Genomic DNA, 17,954 nt, shown 5'->3' on the forward strand with positions numbered 1-17,954 from the left:
GTTAGCGGCTTTTTAGCGAGCGCTTCGCTGTAATCAGGCTAACTATATCGAGTGAACATCGTGAAGTGGACAATACGATATCCCTCAGATAGCAATAAATGGTTAATACAGTGACCATTATTCAATTAAAAATAGAGACAACTATGAACGCGATAAAAAATATTATGCGTATAATCATGGTGATCGCCAAAGTACTGATTAAATTCACAGTATTTATGCTAACCATGTTTCTAGGTGCTTACCTGTTAGCGCCAATGGGCACGATCAACTCAAAAGACGTTGATATGGGCTCTTTTACCAATACACCTAATGACGCCATGATGATGATCTTTAATTCAGAGTATTTTAGTGGCTATTTGTTTTCTGTGACCATTGCGCTTGCCGCTTTTGTTATCTATCTACTTTGGCGAGTTCATGAAGTCGCTGTGCATAAGGCGCATGAGAAGAAGAGTTCTCACATCCAGCTCGTGTTTGCCCTCTCCCTGTGTGGGCTATTTGTGCACAAAGCGTGGTGGGTACTGGCCATCATCATCGCCTTTGCCAATTGGGAACACATTGGTGCTTCCATCAGTCGAGTGATTGGAAACAGCCGAGGGTCATCATCGACTACCTCAGCGTTCAACAACCACATCGAAAGCTCGGAGGCCAAGTCATGAAAGAAGTCATGATCCCTTACATCCTTATCATGTGGATCCTTGTTTCGACAGGAGCCATTAAATGGACGCTAAAAAGCGGGTTTTGGATTGTCTCAGGCGGTGCGTTTATTCTCATTATCTTGGGGGTATTATCCCGTCTTTGGGCACCGGTAGACCTAACGTACTCTTCTACAATCAAAGCGCCACATTCTGTACTATCCCCTTTGTTGCGCGAACAGATTGACAAAATACACGTCGACCATAACCAAGTGGTTAAAAAAGGCGATGTTATTTACACGCTAATAGACACGACATCGTATGCCGACCTCGAGAAAATACGAGCATCGATCGTTACCCAAGAAGAATCGATAGCGCAAATGAAGCGTGATTTACATCGCGCTAAAACATCGCCAGAAATCTTTAAAGAACGCGATGTAGAAAACTATCACTCACAACTAAGAATCTCAGAGTCCACTCTCGCTTCTCTGCATGCCGACTACGATCGCGTTCAATTTGAACAAGAGCGTAAAACGGTACGAGCGCCCTTTGATGGTCAAGTCGCGGTCGTCAACGTGGCAGACGGAAGTCGAGTGGGTAATATGCATATCTATGATACGTCGCGTAAATTCTTAGAAATGCGCATCCCAGACCAGACTTTTCGTTATGTGAAGCCTGGTCAGTTTGCTGAGTTTTATGTCGATGCGTATCCAGGCGAAGTCTTTAGAGCACGCGTGCATAGCTTTACCGCAGGAACGGGAGAGTCATCAATTTCACCGCTTCAAGGCCCACAAAGCGTACGTCAACACGTCGGTGCTAATACAAGTACGCATGGACGAACGGTGGTACTTGAAATAATCGAACCAGACGGAAAGGTGATTCCTATAGGTGCTACCGGATCAGCATGGATCGCCGCAACCAAGCCGCACGCATTCTTTGGTTTCATCGATGTCATTGGCGCTGCAACGGTTCGACTTCACTCTTACAAGTCTTATTTAAACGCCATGTAAGCGTCGCTCATAGGTCGCCTATATCCCCCAAGAGAGCGGTTACTACAAGTGATTGACTGCCATCTTGGGGCTTTAACGGAATGACGACAAGGATAGTTTTCATCACATTGTTGACAATAACCATTTGTTAGCGTTAGCTTAAATCATATCACGTCGTCACAAGAGATCGCTTATGACATCTCAATCAAGCGAGAGCTTTGAAACTTTGTTAATGAGTCAATCCGTCGCATTGTCAGGAAGCCAACCCGTTCATTTTGAAGATACCTTTGATGTTGTCGCCAGACAGGTTCTTGATTGGTTCCAGCTGGATCGGCTGACATTGTTTCCTAACTCGATGCTGCTGTTGAACGATGAGCGAACAATGTCAGTGGCAAAAACACCTGATCTAACGTTAGATAAAGTCCTTTTTGCAAGTGGTAACTACATTAACTACATAGACCTTTTAAAATCAAAGTCCATCTGGCAAAGCTTCGACCATCAAGCCCTGAGAACATCGCCTATTACACCGTTAAAATTACTCTACTCTCAAGGAGGACGTTGGCATGGCATTATTCGATTGGAGCTGTTTGGGGAGGTGTGGGGAGCGCTGGCATTTACTCAGTTTGGAGAGCCCGCTAATGGGTTGAATGACAAAGACTTCAGACGATTAAAGATCATCTCAGATACTTGGCTTTGTTATTGGCAACACTCTATCATCGCACGCAGCTTAAACAAAGGGGCTGAAACGGCCATCAACGATAGCGAAAAATTGCTTTTATTAAGTAAAAAGCAGTGCTCGGTATTAGAGTTATTGGCCAAGGGTTACAGTGCTAAGCAATGTGCCGATGCATTATTCTTAAGCCCACGCACAATCGAATCTCATAAATACCGAATGATCGACGTACTAAGACTAAAAAGCCATGCAGAACTTATTCAATTTGCCCTTCGGAATGGCTTTGGTATTGGGCATTAACGTTTCAGATCAGTTTAACGCCACATACTGGCGGTTCACCATACAATTACGCATAACCGTTTTGTAGTTATCCAAATTTGTTTTTTGTTGAGAAGACTGTTGGTTGTTGCCACGAACTCTACCAACGATTAAACCACCAGCGGCGCCTACTTTAGCGCCATCAGAACCACTGCCGCCTGAAATAGCACCAACAGCAGCCCCTGTCGCCGCACCTTTCAACAACCCTCGAGCACCTGACCCTTTATTGCTGGTTACTTCCTCTTGTGTTGTGTTGGCAAGACCTTGGCAGTGCGTTAACTCTTGTTGTGCGACATCTTGCGTTACATTTTTGTAGGAAAATATTAGTTTTGATGATGGGTCTATAATATCACCACCGGTGCCTTCAGCAACCGAATAAGAAGAGGTTGCCATTAACATTGTTATCACTAAGTATTTGTTCATAAAGGGAGTCTTCACACGTTCATTTATAGTTATAAACAATTATGTATGAATGGAATATAAACCCGTACCGTAGAATTACTGCTTAACAACATAATATTCCAATTTTATTCAGTAGTTTTACTGTATTTTTCGCCGGCATGATATGGACAATATCAGCAGACATTCAATAATCGGTAGTAACAGTTGAAGACGACTAAACAAAAAGCAATGGAACTTATAGTACAAGACATTCTTGATCAAACTATCGAGCCCAATCAAAAATTTATTATTAATGAATTATCCCAACGCTATCAAATAGGACTTTCTCCAATTCGCGAGGCTACACAAGAGCTAGCATCTATTGGGTTTATACATTATCAACCAAACGTGGGTACCTACGTTAATCCTTTAACAAAGCTCGAGTTGGAAGCATTAATGGATTACTTGGCGTATCACTTTCAAAGGCAATGTTATAACCACCAAAATGGCCACCAAAAAATTTCCGAAGAAAAATCCGTAAGATTACTTTTTCACTTTATTAAATTAAATCAAGAGTTAAACCAAAGTAATGCGCAATTGCCGAGTTTAACTATTATTGAAGACAATTTTATTGCCATACTTTTCTTACTGCATGATTCAAGTGCAGCAAAAATAATAGATACTTTTTTTAATACGGTAATCTTGAATTTAAGGCGTTATTTTCATCACTTTTTTCTTCAACAGCCGACTCAATGCGCGGTACTGTTTCCGACCTATGAGCTAGACATCATCGTTCGTTCGATCACAGAAAACGATGTGTCGAATTATGGTGAACTGATGGCCACCTTTTTAGAAAGAATGACAGTAACGTTACTCACTGTATTGCCATCAGACCACCGAGAACACACAGAGGTGTGTATAAACAGTAATATAATGGCATAACAGTTAATATCGTTATTCTAACTCAACGGGCGGTCGGAAAGTCATTTCATGCATCACCAAGTCGGCGGGCAATTCTAGTAACTGAGCTATTGTTTTCGCGACGCTTACCGGGTTCATATACTCTGGACGGTCGGCTTCGCGAAAGTTTGTATCCGTGCCACCTGGAAACAAGGAAGTCACCTTAATGCCATGAGGCTGGGCCTCTTTCATCAAAATAGCACTAAAACCAGCAAGCCCTTGTTTCATCGCAGTATAAATACTCATTGTCGCATTTGCTCGTTTCGCCACGGTGCTTATTACATTAATAATTTGTCCGTGTTGCTGAGGTTTCATGACTTTTAACGCCTCACGGCATAGCAGCGAAGGGGCTCTGAGGTTTATCGCATATTGTTCGTCGTATTCCTCTAAAGTAAATTCTTCTATAGAGCACTTACGTGAGATCATCCCTGCATTATTAATCAGCACATCTAAACCACCCAAATGTTGCGATGCCGCTTCAAACATAGCCAACGCCTCGTCAACTACGCCCAGGTCAGCTGCAATCGTATGGCAACCAGTCGCAGCATGTAATTCATCGAGCTTCTTCATGTTCCTGCCAGTCGCGACAACCTCGTGACCTTTCGCACAAAGCTCTATCGCCAAAGCATAACCAATTCCACTTGTCGCACCGGTGACTAAGATTCTTTTATTCATTGGTATCCCTATTTTGTATAAACCGTAAGGCCACAGTATAACCTCAGACAGTGTCAAATGGGCGTTTACTGTTCGTACACTGCGCGTGGCTTTCTCTAAATCTCTGAGATCAATCAACCGAAAGAATGACTTACACCGATACCATTCACCCCCATTCAAATCCCGACCGTTTACTGACGTCTAGCTCACTATCTTACAAAGCCACTCAACCACACTAATACCTAATACCTAATACCTAATAAGCATAGGTGAGTGCATTATGAATCACGCCATTAAAAACATCGCGTTCGTATCAATACTATTGCTGTCATTTGAGAGCGTTGCGGATCCATGGAAAAAACATAAACACCATAAGCACCACAAAAAAGAAGTGCATGTGGTTCATCATTATGACCGGCATCGCCTACCCGACTCAGCGATATTTCTTGCCATTGCTGGCGTTTCCTATGCTTTAATCAATGGGCAATACTATGAAGAAAGAAACGATCACTACGTGGTTGTTGAGAAGCCGAACAAACGTCGTTACCGATTGGGTCAGGTGATCAAGCGGTTGCCTGAAGGCGCGACAGCGGTAAACAAAAAAGGACAACAGTATTTTGTATCGAGAGGAGATTGGTTTTTACCCACAGGGCAAGGAAGATTTGTGGTTGTCAGACCCTAGTATGATGCTATATGGGAAGGCCAACTATTTAAACCGCGTACTCTTTATGGTGCCAAGTACGTGAAGGTAAGATCTGCTGAAAGGTAAAGATAAAGATAAAAAAGGGAGGACTCGCGACACTCGAGCAATCACATTGCAAAGCATCGCTGTTTCATGTCCCTGAAAACGTGAGTCGTTACAGCACCCAAGTCAGGCTAAGTAACAATACGACTGCAGATGTTGCTAAAAACATGGTCGCTAGAGACGCGATTTCTGCCAGTGTTGACATTTGAGCTGGGGTTTCTTGTACTTCAGTGTTTTGATCGTTGTTCAGTGTTGATAGAAGTGCTGAGTTCATTTTTTACCTGCTTTATGTAATTTGATTTCAAGAACAGGTCAAATTTTACTCCTTTTGTGACGTAGGTCAAATATTATTTGGTAATTAATTTACTAAATAAATTCATCCTCGCTTATTAGAAAAGCTAATCCGCCATAGAAAAAGGCCCATATTGGGGCCTTTTGGTTGCAAGGTATCTTTGTGCTGATTAAAAGCGACGATTCAATGCCGATATAAACTGGCGTTTTCTGTCACTCTTCCAACCGTACTCCATCATAAGTGACCAGTCTCGGTTAAAGTTGTAGTTGGCGCCGACTAAGCCTGTCCACTTGTCGATGTTGCTTTGTTTCACCTTATAGTCAATACCAACACCCTCGTAAGTATAGGTGCCGGTTAATGTCAGCGTACTATCTAAGTATGTTGCGCCCGTATAAACAGCTACCGATTGTGATCCCACGGTAGGGAACACTTTACCGACTCGCGGCGATACATTTAGGATTAAGCCTTCCGCATCATTCTTACGCATATCAGCATAAGTAAATGAGACAGGTAAAGTAACAAAATAGTCATTCCAGCCCGTCGCTAATATGGTTCCTAACGTATAGTTAGTGCCATCAAGCGTGGCCTTTGCTACGCCACCAATTTCTCTGCCTTGGAATATACATTCCTTTGGTCTCTCCAGAAACGGAACGCCGCAGTCAGCGCCAGTTTGATCAATTAGGTCATCCCCACTAATCTGTATCCCAATATCAGCGGTACCACTAATTTTACCCACGGCTCCAAACACGTTCATAAATGGGAATAACCATGCATCCAATTTAAGCTGAGGCGATTGCGTGCTATTACTGTTGTTATCAAATGACACGAACTCAATTGGATATTGTTTGGATCCATTAATCCCGACGTTCAAATCCGTAATGTCCATATACTGGAAGGTATTGGTATAGATAAGACTGATGCCATACGGCTTAGGCAGAGAATACCCTTTATCAATAACCTCTTGAGCGAAGAATGGTAACGCTCGGTCCCATTTTTTCGGTGCGGTTGTCCCGTCGGCAACATCTTGATCCTTGTTGGCAATACCAATATCGCCCACGCCCGTTTCGGTAAGGTCATAGTTAACAGAGCTTGATATTAACCTCGCACTGCCTATCGCCGCGCCACCAGAGCTCGACAGCAAATAAATCGGGACATCAGAATCATCGGTACCGATCAAAGTCGTGGCGGCACTAGAGCGGCTTTCACCGTAGCTTAATTCCGCTCCAACCGATACATGCCATACCCCTTTACGATACTTTTCTAGGTCTTCTTTATTATCAAATATGGCTAATGCTTCATAGTTCCCTAACGCTAGACCCGCACCAACATCGTAGCGGTCAACATTAATATAAGTTACGTTATCGTCGACGCTGCTATAAATGGCACCCACACCAGAACCACCACCTATCACAGGCACTTTGACACCCGACATACTGATCGTTGCATAACCGACCGAGTCCGCTAATTGTGTGGAGATTTCAGTGTGGTCTTTTTCAAGCTTGCTGATTATCTCAGAAGACGCGGTATTGATATCGTCGCGAGCTGCTTGACGCTCTTCTGGCGGAATATAGCTACTGCAACCAAATATCAAAAAAGAAGGAATGATGCCTATCCACTGTATTTTCTTACGCATACCTATAAACCCTTCATCACTCTAACGGCAGAACACTCTATGTGGCTTTTTCTCACTGTACTCGTGTATTGTTTAATCATTTTGTATACATATTATTGGTTCACTCACTCGTTTAGTAAGTTATTGTTCACTATGATAGTAATTATGGCATGTCGTTGTAATTTTGCGCTTTTACTTACACTTATTTCGAAATCGGCTCTCTCGAGAAGGAAAATACCGGTCTACCGAAATACTCGCCAAACACAACTCGTTATTCTAAGCTAATGGGTAGTAATAGTGCAAACACTCTAATTTAATGGTTTTTATCATATCCGTTCAAATTAACGCCACTCCCAACACTAAATACACGTCAGCAGAAAGGCATTAATTCATGCAAAATATTCACGAGTTACTGGGCAGCCGCTTTCCTATTATTCAAGCACCAATGGCGGGAGTACAAAATAATGCCCTCGCCATAGCGGTAAATAAGGCCGGTGGCCTAGGTTCAATTCCCTGTGGTATGTTGGGTATAGAGGCTATTGTTACTGAGATTAAAACGATCAGAGCTGCCACATCTCGTCCTTATAATCTCAACTTTTTTTGTCATGACATGCCTCAATACGATGTGAGTCAGCATCAACACTGGCAACAGACTTTGAGTCCGTTTTTAGCGGAATTGAATATCGATAAAGACACCATCCCGAAGAACGCAAATCGAATGCCATTCAACCACGATATTGCCGATGCCATTGAGCCGTTTGTCCCTGAGATCATTAGTTTTCATTTTGGCCTTCCTGACAAAACACTCATAAACCGAATAAAAAGTTGGGGCACGCGTATTATCTCAACCGCCACCACCGTTAAAGAAGCGCAGTGGTTAGAACAAAATGGCGCAGATGCCATTATTGTGCAAGGCTTGGAGGCAGGTGGTCATAGAGGGATGTTTTTAACGAAGGATCTCGCAAGCCAAGCTTACCTGTCGATACTACTGCCCAATGTCATCGCTAACGTTAATATACCGGTCATTGCGGCGGGAGGAATTACTGATCAAAAGGATATGGAGAACGCGCTTGCTCTCGGGGCGCAGGCTGTTCAGGTGGGCACTGTGTTTTTGCTGTGTTCGGAAGCCACCACCTCTGACCTTCACCGCGCTGCCATAAAAAACGGCGCGAGAAACCGACATACCGCTCTGACCAATATTTTCACTGGGCGCCCTGCCCGCGGTATCGTCAACCGAGCAATGGAACGACTTGGATACATCAATGAGAATGCGCCCACCTTTCCGTACGCGTCCTTGGAGATGGGTTTGTTGCGCGCCTCAGCAGAGAAGAAGTTATTAAGTGATTTTTCACCACTTTGGTGTGGTGAAAATACAGCAGGATGCGCCGAGGTTTCAGCGCAAGTCATCATTCATCGACTTATGGGGCAACCATAATGCCGCACAATCGTATTGTTCCATAACAAGGTGTTTTTTGAATCTTATCCTGCTTTGAACGTTATTTTGTATTTACGTCGAATATCGGTATATCGGTTGTTCTATGCCTTAACACAGACGATCAAAGCATTACCTGAATGTAAGTCCCAAGGCACAATTTTTTCATAGTCGTGCTCAAAAACATGAACGTCAAAGCGTCGTTTCAATAACGAAAGCAGCTCTTCAATAGTCAATGCGACCATCGGGTGCTCATCATGCCAAACCTGTGTTTTTTGCTCGCTGGTTTTCTCGATGCTGAGCAATAATGATTGCTGTTCCCCTTGCCCGCGATACTGCCAGCCAGAACGAAAAGTCAACGCACTCCCTTCATGGTAAGTGGTGTGTGTCACAAACGAATGGTTGTCAATCTTAAGGCAGTCCACCACATTAAAACAAAACATACCGCCTTTTTTTAGTGCATTAAAGGCATGATCAATACACGCTTCAAGCTGGCGGAGGCCACCATTATAATGAATGGAATAAAGAAAACAGGTAATGAGATCGACAGGCTCCGCAAGCTCAAAATTAGCCATATCTTGTAAAGAAAACTCAGCCTCTGGGCAACGCATCATGGCCTTGTCTAGCATAGGTTGGTTAATATCGAGTCCACTACTTTGATAACCAAAATCAATAAAATGACGAACGTGCGGACCGGTTCCACACGCGAGGTCTAGATGGGTCGTACCACCGTTACCAAATATCTGATGTAAGCGTCGCACACTGTAACTTTGGGCATGATAATCAATATCAGCACACATCAAATCATAATAACTTGAGAGGTCGGTATAAAGCGCGTTAGTAGACATAGTCGGTAGATCGTATAAGAGAGTTTTTCAGGGTGGCGCATCGTATACGAATTTATGACTTTCGCTAAGATATTATCGATTCCGTTACCATCATAATCGACACACGCCAACTGAATATCCTGTAAGGCCTTATTGAATAAGGGCTGAATCGCGCTCTGAGATGTAAATGACTCATAGCTCGTCGAGTCACGCTTGTAAGATTTATCCTAATTGCACCGACCACCATCGGTCAGCTCAGGTGTAACAAACACTACCGACTGCGAAGTCTTACCTTCGTATAGAAAGCCTCCATTTTGAATAAAACACCGCCTATCTAAACGCCGTCATCCCATATAGGGTGGGGTGTCGAACAGGTTTCATGTTACTATATCGTCATCAGCTTTATGAATGTGCAACTACTCTCATTTGTTTGACTGATCATGGTAGAGTTCTGCTATGAAAACTGATGAGGATAAATAATGAGCAAATTAACCGCAGCGGAAAGAAAAGCACGCGATGATGAACGCTTTTCTCAACGCGTAGCAGAGCGCAGAGAAAAAGGCGAAGATGTCATTGCTTATGCGCTGACGACGAAAAAGGCCGTCAAGTTTTTGAGCAAGTCTGAGCGAAAAGAGCTCAACCGAAGAAAGCTTGCTAACCAAGAAGAAAAGCAGCTCAAAGAAAAAGAAGAACTAAAACGGATTGAAGCCTCGTTTACGAACGACGAAAACGACCAATAATCCCGATTTATTGCTTCGAGGCTTAATGTACGACACACCATTTAACACCATGGTACATCGCATATTAAGCCTACCCTCCCCCTCCGGCATGCCGCCGATTATGCGGCCACCAGACCCAATCCTTTACCGAACGTATGGATTCGCCAAGTAATCATAGCCATTTTCGACCAAAGACTGTTCTAACATATCAATCACCTGGCGGCTTGTTTCATGACGCATGATGTCAGAATGACGCTTATGGCTTAGTAGGACAGACGAAATATGTTCGATCTCATACTCAAAACCTCCACCACGTACCGGCATATTAATCTGATGAAACTCGCCTTTATAGGTGATGTCTATTGTCGTCGGGTTCCACCATTTGCCATGAATAAGAATCTCAAGCTCAGTGCCCCGAATAACCGCTTCGCGTTTCAGATCTCGAGTAATCGACGCACCAATTGTACCGGCCATGTCCCCCTCAAAGATAAACGTTACGTTCTCATCCACTTCACTTTGACTATTATCATTAGTGTATTCAGCACGTGGACGTGAAAGCATTGAGTTCGTCAGTTGGCATAAGTCCGCATACAACCATAAGCCATAGACACCGACATCCAACGTCGCGCCACCGGATAAGTCCGGATTAAACAAATGCCAATTTCCGTCGAATTCATGCCAGTTGCCAAACGAAGCCTCGACTGAATCGATGCTGATATTATTATCGTGAATAAACTGCTTCATCATTTGATACGCAGGAAACGCCACCGTCTTCATTGCTTCAGCTAGCAAAACGCCTTTGTCATTCGCCAACGCGGTCATTGCATCCCAATCTTTTACGTTGGTAAATGCCGGTTTTTCAACTAAGACATGCTTACCTTTGCTTAAAAACAGCTCAACGAGGTCTTTATGAAATGGGTGGATGGTTGCAATATAGACCGCATCTACATTGGCATCGCCTGCAAGCTCTAAGTATGAACCATACGAAACAGTACATCCGTATTGGTTCGAGAAGCTAGAAGCCCGCTCCTCGTCACGTGCAGCCACGGCATAAAGCTCAGCATTATCGACGTGACGGGTTAAGTCTTTGACGAATCGATGGGCAATATTGCCTAAACCTGCAATTCCCCAACGTAGTTTCTTATTCAAATGTGTCGCTCCTTGCCCCACTGTTTAGTGGCGTCTTATTGCGTATTTAAGTGATTATTTAAAGGCTTACTTAATCACTTTTTTAATGGTCATCTCAGCTAACTTAGGACTCGCTACTTTTAAAGCCTTCGGCGCAAGTTTTCTGCCGACTTTAATGGCTCGACCTAATTGTTTTTTAACCGCTACGCCTCTTTTCATGGCTTCCATTCGTTGTCGATTTCGCTGCACATTGTTGGCCTCAGAAATTTCTGACCTTAATGTCAGTTTAAGTGTCTCGACGCCGAAGTGTGCTTTCTCGGGAGAAATAGACAAAGGCAAAGCCAGATCAGCGTTTAACAAGGCTTGGTTATACGCCAGTGCCTGAGAAATAATGGTTGCCTTTGTGGTCGTCGGATTATCAAGGGCATACGGTGGTTGCCACTCACCAATTGGTTTTAAGTTATCAACTTGGTTCACGACGCAGACAACCACTGGCTTTTTACGAGAGACGTTTTTTTGTTCGACATAAAATTGCTCAAAGCGTTCGTTTAACTGACTATCCAATTGACGTGCTGACTGGTTGGCCTTTAAGACCCAAAGCACTAAATCGGCTTCAATCATTTCATGCAGCATGTTTTGTTCCGTTTTGTCTTTACCGTCTAGGCCTTGTAAATCAACCAATCTAACATCAATATCATCCACCAAAGCACGGTATGTCGTTGATGTGTCGGTAGACGGCAACGCATCCACCTCCGCCACCAGTTCATTTTTCAACAGATTGACCAATGATGACTTACCTGACCCCGTTTGCCCTACCATCACAATTCTAATCGGCTCCAACTCTGGTGCGAATCGTTGCTCATCCAGTTCATAAGCATCTGATACTTGTAAATCCTCTTCATCAAAGCTGAACCTACCACTGTACAAGTCGATGGCAACAGCGGCTATCTCGTCAAGCAAGGCTTGCTTCGACATCGCTTGCATATCATCAACCACCCCTCGTGTCATCGATGAGGTGGCTTGTTCTCTACTGAGGTCAGACACGACTTTTAACGGATTGTAATACAGGTTTTTCGCGTGGTTTGCCCAGATTGCCGCTTTCACTATTTTCTGGCCTAACTCCCCATATTTGTCGTAGGCTTCATAACCCGCTCGAATGTAAGAAATCTTGAGATATTCAATTCCGGGGATGTTGTCATTCACCACAAGCTGATACCGACGACTCACCTCTTCCAGCAACTTTAACCCTTCGGGAATCGAAAAATTTAGTGTTTTTTTATCAAATCTCTGAGCAATAAACGCCAATACATCAAGGCCTACGGTGTCGATGTCACGCCATTGTACGTCGTCTTGTAAACACTCTCGTGTATACTTTTTTGCAGCGTTCCAAATAACCCGCTCTTGTTGAGACCAATCTTCAGAGGCTTTTACGAGCCCATCCTCAATTTCAGCACCGCCGCTTTCATTATTAGTCTCGGCTTCTCCTTTTTGGTTAGCCTGGTTTTCTTGTTTAGCTTGCTTGCCGGTGTCAGGCTTGCTTGACGAAACACTAAGCACATAAAGAGGAAGTGTGACGATCAAAGTACTCACCAAGATCGCAATCGCCAGTTCCAATATATAGCCATATTTAAACGCCAACACTAACCCAAAGCCCATCATAATAACGATTGGTAATACGGCAGACATCACGACAATGCCCCAACGACCACCTGACAGTTCAGAGAGTAAACGATAAAAACTCTTAATCTTTTTCATAACCGGATGCCGCCTTACCTTTTTTAAGTGCCTCTTTATAGATCGCCTGCATCGCGTCATTCGACACGTCTTCACCCTTACTCTTATGATAAAAGTAAAAGCAGGCCGCGCGACCTAGGCCATAGGTCGTTGCAAAGCTGACCGCGGCTGCAGCAACGGAGCCGACGGTTTGTCCGTAAACGGGGATAAGCTTGATAAGTTGCCTTGCCCCAAATTTAACACCATATTGCAACGCGAAACTGCCGCCAAGTGTACCGATAAGCTCACTAAACGTGCGTTTGTTCCACTCAACGCCATATTGATTCGCTAAACTGTGCAACATCTTGGCTTGAATGGCTGGCACTGAAACCAAACCAACAGCCGGAACAAGATCGCTGGCTGACGCACTTCCGGCATACCAAAGTACTTCCTTTTCAACCTGGTCATAGTTAGCCTGCTCAACGGTTTCATGTTCTTTATCCGCTACCATCATGCCAACAACAGGAAGCATGACACTCAGTTTTTCAATTAATTGCTCATACTGATAGACGGACCCATTAGGGGCTTCAAAATCAACACCGATAGAATCAAAGTTACTCCCCCATACCTGTTGGATTTGATGGTTATTAAACGTTATTTGTCTCGTGCGGTCTTGCTCACTACACAATAGGACACCACTATGAACCACAAGCAGATGGTCCATGTTTTTCTTTATCGATTTTAAGGCCGATAACAACGCAGACTGCTCTGGATCGTCAACCCTCATCACAACCACCAATGCATGCGCTGACTTTCCAATTTCGGCTATGTCCAACGCCGGGTCATAATTGCTCTCGCCCACGCCTCTGGTATCCAAAAAGCGCATTACCGGTTTATCTTGCGGAAATTGATAGCTTTTAGAGGTCATCGTACATGGCGCAAAACCGTTACCCACCTCAACGGATGACAAGCCCGTCATCGCTTGAATAAATGACGACTTGCCAGCACCTGTTTTACCTAAAAGCCAAAGAGTTGGCAGATGCTGGCGCTGATACTCATGTGCGGATGTGAGATCAGAGTTTTTACTTGGGTTAATAAAGCCTTTGATTTGCTCGAACATAGTCATCCAATAAAAAGTAAAACATACTCTTACCCAAGAGCCTCACCGAGTCTCTGGACGCAACCCACTCCACTTGCACGTGTCCCTTGCAAGCCGATGGAGAAAGGCAATGGCGCACCTACGCTATATTTTTAGCGCTTATCTAACCATAATCCAGAAAGCCGCATTAACCCAATAGAATCAACGCTATGCCCCCTTAAAGATGGATGCGCTTTAAAAGCGATGGATATTTCACCTAATGGAACGATGAAACGCTTTTGCTTGCACTGATTTTCAATTTCTTTAAATAATTGCGCTAAATTATCTGAATACAGAACCTCATCCATCCATTGGTTTCGTAATACACTGGGAAGAAGGTATTGTGCGACCTCACTACCCAGTAACCAATAATACTGATCCAGCAGTCTATCTTGACCAAATAGGTAATCATTCAGCCATATCATGGCGTTATTTCGATCGTTAACCGCCACCAGTTGCACGCCGGCGTCGCGCAGCGAATCAAGAATACCACTTAGTGATTCAGCTTGATGAGCCCAATATGAGATCTCTTGCCCCGCTAACGATGTCTCTTGCGCTCCTTGCAATGACTGATGTTTGTCGGCAGCAACAATGGCAGGATAAACGTGATCATCTCCAAATAATGTTCCGCACAATGAACGTTCTGGCGTCTGCGTTGCAATGCCTTGGGTGACGACTTTGGCCAATCGCTCACGAATTTCAAATGCCAGCGTCGAGTGAATACATAGTGCTTGGCAGCCGGTTAATTTTGAATGTGTTATCAGGTTATTGGCACCGTCTTGCTTAAGGTCTACATGCGCCCCGTCATATTCAATAACATGGCCGCATTGTTCGCGGTTACTATCATCAACCGTCCAAAATTGCGCGCGTTTTAGGATGCCATGGGTACCAAAATAACGGTCATTCTTGACTAATGACCAGCGCTCGTGGGCTCGGGTTTCCCAACGGTAGCTCCCGGTACCAAAAGGAAAGCTAGGTTCCGACATATTATCTAAATACACACTGCTATGGATATCGGCCAATGCATGTAATAAAAGTGGGCTTTGATGCAAAAGTTCGATCTCAACCCACCTTTTATTCACTCGGACGTGTTTCATACCGCTAAACGCTGATGCGTTTAATGATGCTTTGCTCTGAAGCCTTTTTAGATGATGCTCAACATGTTCAGGTGTCAACAATTCGCCATTATGAAAATACACATCAGGTCGAATTCGAAACGCGAACCCGGTTTCAGTTTCGTGAAACTCATGAGCAAGATGTGGAACGAAGGAATGGGTGGTTGAATCAAATTGAATGAGCGTATCGAACATCGCATTCACATAAAGACCCGCATTAAGGTTAGTCATCGTACGTGGATGACATGATGGCAACGAGTATGAAACCAACGCCACCAACTCATCGGGCCGATCGATATCATCTGAATAGAGCTTTAACCACTCTGGCAGATTACGTTTGAATACATGTTGAAAATGAAACCGTTCAGCAAATTGGCAAGCCTCACTCAACCCCCCAGTCGTAATCATAAGTTGCAGTCTATCGATAAGGAGTGTTTCAAACGAGTGCATGATCATCAGCGTCGATTTATTCCCACGCCCCAGCCCCGGTTTCCATTCAACCCATAACAAAGCAGATAGGCTTTTCATTATGTTAGCGACGTTTCGATTTGAACAGACTAATACTTCAGCTAACAAAGCCTTATCGACGACCACTCGCTCTAGCCCAAATCGGGCTTCCAATTGCTTCAGTCTCTGAAAGTGAATTGTTGTCGCTATCGAGCTCATCTCAGTTCCTATCCATATTTAACCGTCAACTCAGCACTTCTTAAGGCTGACTTTAAGAGACAATATAAAAGATGCAACACCGAAATAACAGGTTTCTACTTTTACTTTCATCACTCTCCCCCTGATAACGCCGCCACATTAACTGCAAAGGTTATTATCATGAAGCAACCTTCACGCACACTCATTTCTCTCAACTTATTCTCAGGGGGTGAACCATGCAGGACCCATCAGTGAGGTATTTTCTGGAATATAGATTAGGGGGGGACTATGCGACCGTCGAAGCAGTCGAAGAAAATTCATTCCAAGAGTTACGAGCTAACCTTGTGTATTTTCTCTTCTCTAAATATTCTTGGTATTGAGGGTCAGATGGTGTGACAGCACTTCAGATATTGCATCAATCGTGCTGCGTTTTGGTCAAAACCGTAGCTATTAGAGTCGGCAAGACTTTCTGACACCAACTCTAATGCTAACAGGTGAAGTACTTCTAGTGCGGCCCCGTAATAACAAAGGCGCGATTATCTAGTCTCCGAAAGTGCGATTTTTAACTTAGACTATGGCACTCCATGCCCTTTAGATGCCGCCCATACTCGATACCACTGCTCGCGACTTAACTCAATGTCGAGAGCATCAACCGCCGCTTTGACTCGATCTATTTTTCCAGAGCCTATGATAGGTAAAGGCTTAGAAGGAAGACGCTTCACCCAAGCATAAATTACCTGATCAATAGTGCTTACTCCTACCTCTTGGCGAATCGCCTCCAGTTCACCACGGACTCGCTGTGCCTGCTCAGACTGGCCAGAGAAGATTTCACCACCCGCTAACGTTGACCAAGCCATTGGTGAAACACGAAGTTGTTGCAATTGATCTAGGGTGCCGTCGTGAGCCACTTCTATATTCAGCGGATTGATTTCCACTTGATTGGTAACAAGCGGCTTACTTAAGCGAGACTGAAGTAAGTCAAACTGACGCGGCGAGAAGTTAGAGACACCAAAATGCTTAACTTTACCGACCTTGTGCAGTTCAGTGAATGCACCCGCTACTTCATCCGCGTCCATTAAGGCGTCGGGGCGATGAATCAAAAGGACATCAATCTCATTAATACCCAACCGCTGCAGCGAATTGTCTACCGATTCATAAATATGCTTTGCACTTGTGTCGTAGTGATTGATTTTTCTGTCTGGGAATTTCTCACTGCACAACTGAATATCGCATTTGGTGATGATTTGAATCTCATCACGTACTTGGCTATCTAGCGCTAACGCTTCGCCAAACAATTGCTCACATTCATAGTTTCCGTAAATATCAGCATGGTCAACCGTTGTCACCCCAAGCGCGATATGTTGCTTTAAGAAAGTCAGTCGTTCTTGCGGGGTCATCCCCCAATCGGCTAGTCGCCAATACCCCTGAACCAGTTCAGATAACTCTGGACCACTTGGCGCGGATGTTATTTTCGAAACCATTGATTCTCTCCTTATATTAGACTAACGACATCCTATGCTGCTTTCATTCACCTCTCAATGAGTAATCGCGCCATTCGGGAAGCGACATACCAATTTTCATGCAAACCCTTCCTAATAAAACCTAAAAATCCCTAACCAACCCTCTCTTTATAAAAATCACACATCGCCGTTCGCCCCACCCAGACAATGGCCAGACCCAATCACAACGTGTGATATTTTTTTATCATTCACAAACCCAATCAATAACCAAAAACAATCAACAAGACCAAATACCACAAAACATCCAATTAACATCAATCGAATTTATTGGCAGTTCACCCCGCTTAACTATTGACACTTTAAATAGTTATCAATTCATCGGTCCAATTTATGTGACTTAGATTAAACACCTGTTTGGATGAAATATTTTACACTGTAACCAAATGATGAAGTCATTAATAACAAGAAGTAAATACAAGCGCTAAATATAACAACTACGTAAACCTGTCCCCCAATAGTGG

17 protein-coding genes are annotated in these 17,954 nt (G+C 43.9%); 7 read left to right on the plus strand and 10 right to left on the minus strand.

The annotated features are described in order from the left end of the window. The first annotated feature begins 143 nt into the window (after positions 1-143). The 3 genes from AB4405_RS13825 (at position 144) to AB4405_RS13835 (ending at position 2,594) form a co-directional block, all read left to right on the plus strand. Positions 144-656 carry a magnesium transporter gene (locus AB4405_RS13825; protein WP_102470177.1) on the plus strand — a complete coding sequence of 171 codons (513 nt, stop codon included), beginning with the start codon at positions 144-146 and terminating at the stop codon, positions 654-656. Next, positions 653-1,642, plus strand: coding sequence for an efflux RND transporter periplasmic adaptor subunit (locus AB4405_RS13830; protein ID WP_102470176.1), 990 nt, complete (start codon positions 653-655; stop codon positions 1,640-1,642). The genes AB4405_RS13825 and AB4405_RS13830 overlap by 4 nt, the downstream gene beginning before the upstream one ends. 172 nt (positions 1,643-1,814) lie before the next feature. Next, positions 1,815-2,594 (plus strand): response regulator transcription factor, encoded by a 780-nt coding sequence (locus tag AB4405_RS13835; protein ID WP_372061364.1) that lies wholly within the window; start codon positions 1,815-1,817, stop codon positions 2,592-2,594. A gap of 9 nt (positions 2,595-2,603) precedes the next feature. On the opposite strand, the gene AB4405_RS13840 is transcribed toward AB4405_RS13835, so the two are convergent. After that, on the minus strand, positions 2,604-3,035 hold the full coding sequence (locus AB4405_RS13840; RefSeq protein ID WP_372061365.1) for a glycine zipper family protein: 432 nt from the start codon (positions 3,033-3,035) through the stop codon (positions 2,604-2,606). Positions 3,036-3,218: 183 nt separating this feature from the next. Between AB4405_RS13840 and AB4405_RS13845 the strand changes: the two genes are divergently transcribed. Continuing rightward, a complete protein-coding gene (locus AB4405_RS13845; RefSeq protein ID WP_372061366.1) occupies positions 3,219-3,935 on the plus strand; it encodes a GntR family transcriptional regulator in 717 nt (238 codons plus the stop codon). Positions 3,936-3,947: 12 nt separating this feature from the next. Here AB4405_RS13845 and AB4405_RS13850 read toward each other — a convergent pair whose 3' ends face one another. Continuing rightward, positions 3,948-4,628, minus strand: coding sequence for an SDR family oxidoreductase (locus tag AB4405_RS13850; RefSeq protein ID WP_372061367.1), 681 nt, complete (start codon positions 4,626-4,628; stop codon positions 3,948-3,950). A gap of 259 nt (positions 4,629-4,887) precedes the next feature. Here AB4405_RS13850 and AB4405_RS13855 point away from each other — a divergent pair, with 259 nt between their 5' ends. After that, the gene (locus tag AB4405_RS13855) at positions 4,888-5,289 is read left to right on the plus strand and encodes a DUF6515 family protein (protein WP_372061368.1); all 402 of its coding nucleotides are present in this window, start codon (positions 4,888-4,890) and stop codon (positions 5,287-5,289) included. A gap of 175 nt (positions 5,290-5,464) precedes the next feature. Here the strand turns inward: AB4405_RS13855 and AB4405_RS13860 are convergent, their stop codons facing one another. Beyond that, complete coding sequence (locus AB4405_RS13860; protein ID WP_372061370.1) at positions 5,465-5,626, minus strand: hypothetical protein; 162 nt, start codon at positions 5,624-5,626, stop codon at positions 5,465-5,467. A 187-nt stretch (positions 5,627-5,813) separates the two neighbouring features. Then, positions 5,814-7,277: a hypothetical protein gene (locus AB4405_RS13865; protein ID WP_372061371.1), complete on the minus strand. Its 1,464-nt coding sequence runs from the start codon at positions 7,275-7,277 to the stop codon at positions 5,814-5,816. A 370-nt stretch (positions 7,278-7,647) separates the two neighbouring features. Between AB4405_RS13865 and AB4405_RS13870 the strand changes: the two genes are divergently transcribed. Further along, complete coding sequence (locus tag AB4405_RS13870; RefSeq protein ID WP_372061373.1) at positions 7,648-8,691, plus strand: NAD(P)H-dependent flavin oxidoreductase; 1,044 nt, start codon at positions 7,648-7,650, stop codon at positions 8,689-8,691. 101 nt (positions 8,692-8,792) lie between these two features. Here AB4405_RS13870 and AB4405_RS13875 read toward each other — a convergent pair whose 3' ends face one another. Beyond that, the gene (locus AB4405_RS13875; RefSeq protein ID WP_372061374.1) at positions 8,793-9,536 is read right to left on the minus strand and encodes a class I SAM-dependent methyltransferase; all 744 of its coding nucleotides are present in this window, start codon (positions 9,534-9,536) and stop codon (positions 8,793-8,795) included. A 458-nt stretch (positions 9,537-9,994) separates the two neighbouring features. Here AB4405_RS13875 and AB4405_RS13880 point away from each other — a divergent pair, with 458 nt between their 5' ends. Next, positions 9,995-10,255 carry a DNA polymerase III subunit epsilon gene (locus AB4405_RS13880; protein WP_102470168.1) on the plus strand — a complete coding sequence of 87 codons (261 nt, stop codon included), beginning with the start codon at positions 9,995-9,997 and terminating at the stop codon, positions 10,253-10,255. A gap of 123 nt (positions 10,256-10,378) precedes the next feature. On the opposite strand, the gene AB4405_RS13885 is transcribed toward AB4405_RS13880, so the two are convergent. The 5 genes from AB4405_RS13885 to AB4405_RS13905 form a co-directional block, all read right to left on the minus strand. Beyond that, complete coding sequence (locus AB4405_RS13885) at positions 10,379-11,383, minus strand: Gfo/Idh/MocA family protein (RefSeq protein ID WP_372061375.1); 1,005 nt, start codon at positions 11,381-11,383, stop codon at positions 10,379-10,381. 66 nt (positions 11,384-11,449) lie between these two features. Further along, the gene (locus AB4405_RS13890; RefSeq protein WP_372061376.1) at positions 11,450-13,117 is read right to left on the minus strand and encodes a GTPase family protein; all 1,668 of its coding nucleotides are present in this window, start codon (positions 13,115-13,117) and stop codon (positions 11,450-11,452) included. Further along, the gene (locus AB4405_RS13895) at positions 13,104-14,195 is read right to left on the minus strand and encodes a YcjF family protein (protein WP_372061378.1); all 1,092 of its coding nucleotides are present in this window, start codon (positions 14,193-14,195) and stop codon (positions 13,104-13,106) included. Before AB4405_RS13895 ends, AB4405_RS13890 begins: the two co-directional genes overlap by 14 nt. 131 nt (positions 14,196-14,326) lie before the next feature. Then, positions 14,327-15,994 (minus strand): SgrR family transcriptional regulator, encoded by a 1,668-nt coding sequence (locus AB4405_RS13900; protein ID WP_372061379.1) that lies wholly within the window; start codon positions 15,992-15,994, stop codon positions 14,327-14,329. A gap of 551 nt (positions 15,995-16,545) precedes the next feature. After that, positions 16,546-17,454 carry an aldo/keto reductase family oxidoreductase gene (locus tag AB4405_RS13905; RefSeq protein ID WP_102470163.1) on the minus strand — a complete coding sequence of 303 codons (909 nt, stop codon included), beginning with the start codon at positions 17,452-17,454 and terminating at the stop codon, positions 16,546-16,548. Positions 17,455-17,954: the final 500 nt, after the last annotated feature.

The sequence above is a fragment of the Vibrio sp. 10N.261.51.F12 genome, assembly GCF_041471725.1.
Lineage (GTDB): Bacteria > Pseudomonadota > Gammaproteobacteria > Enterobacterales > Vibrionaceae > Vibrio.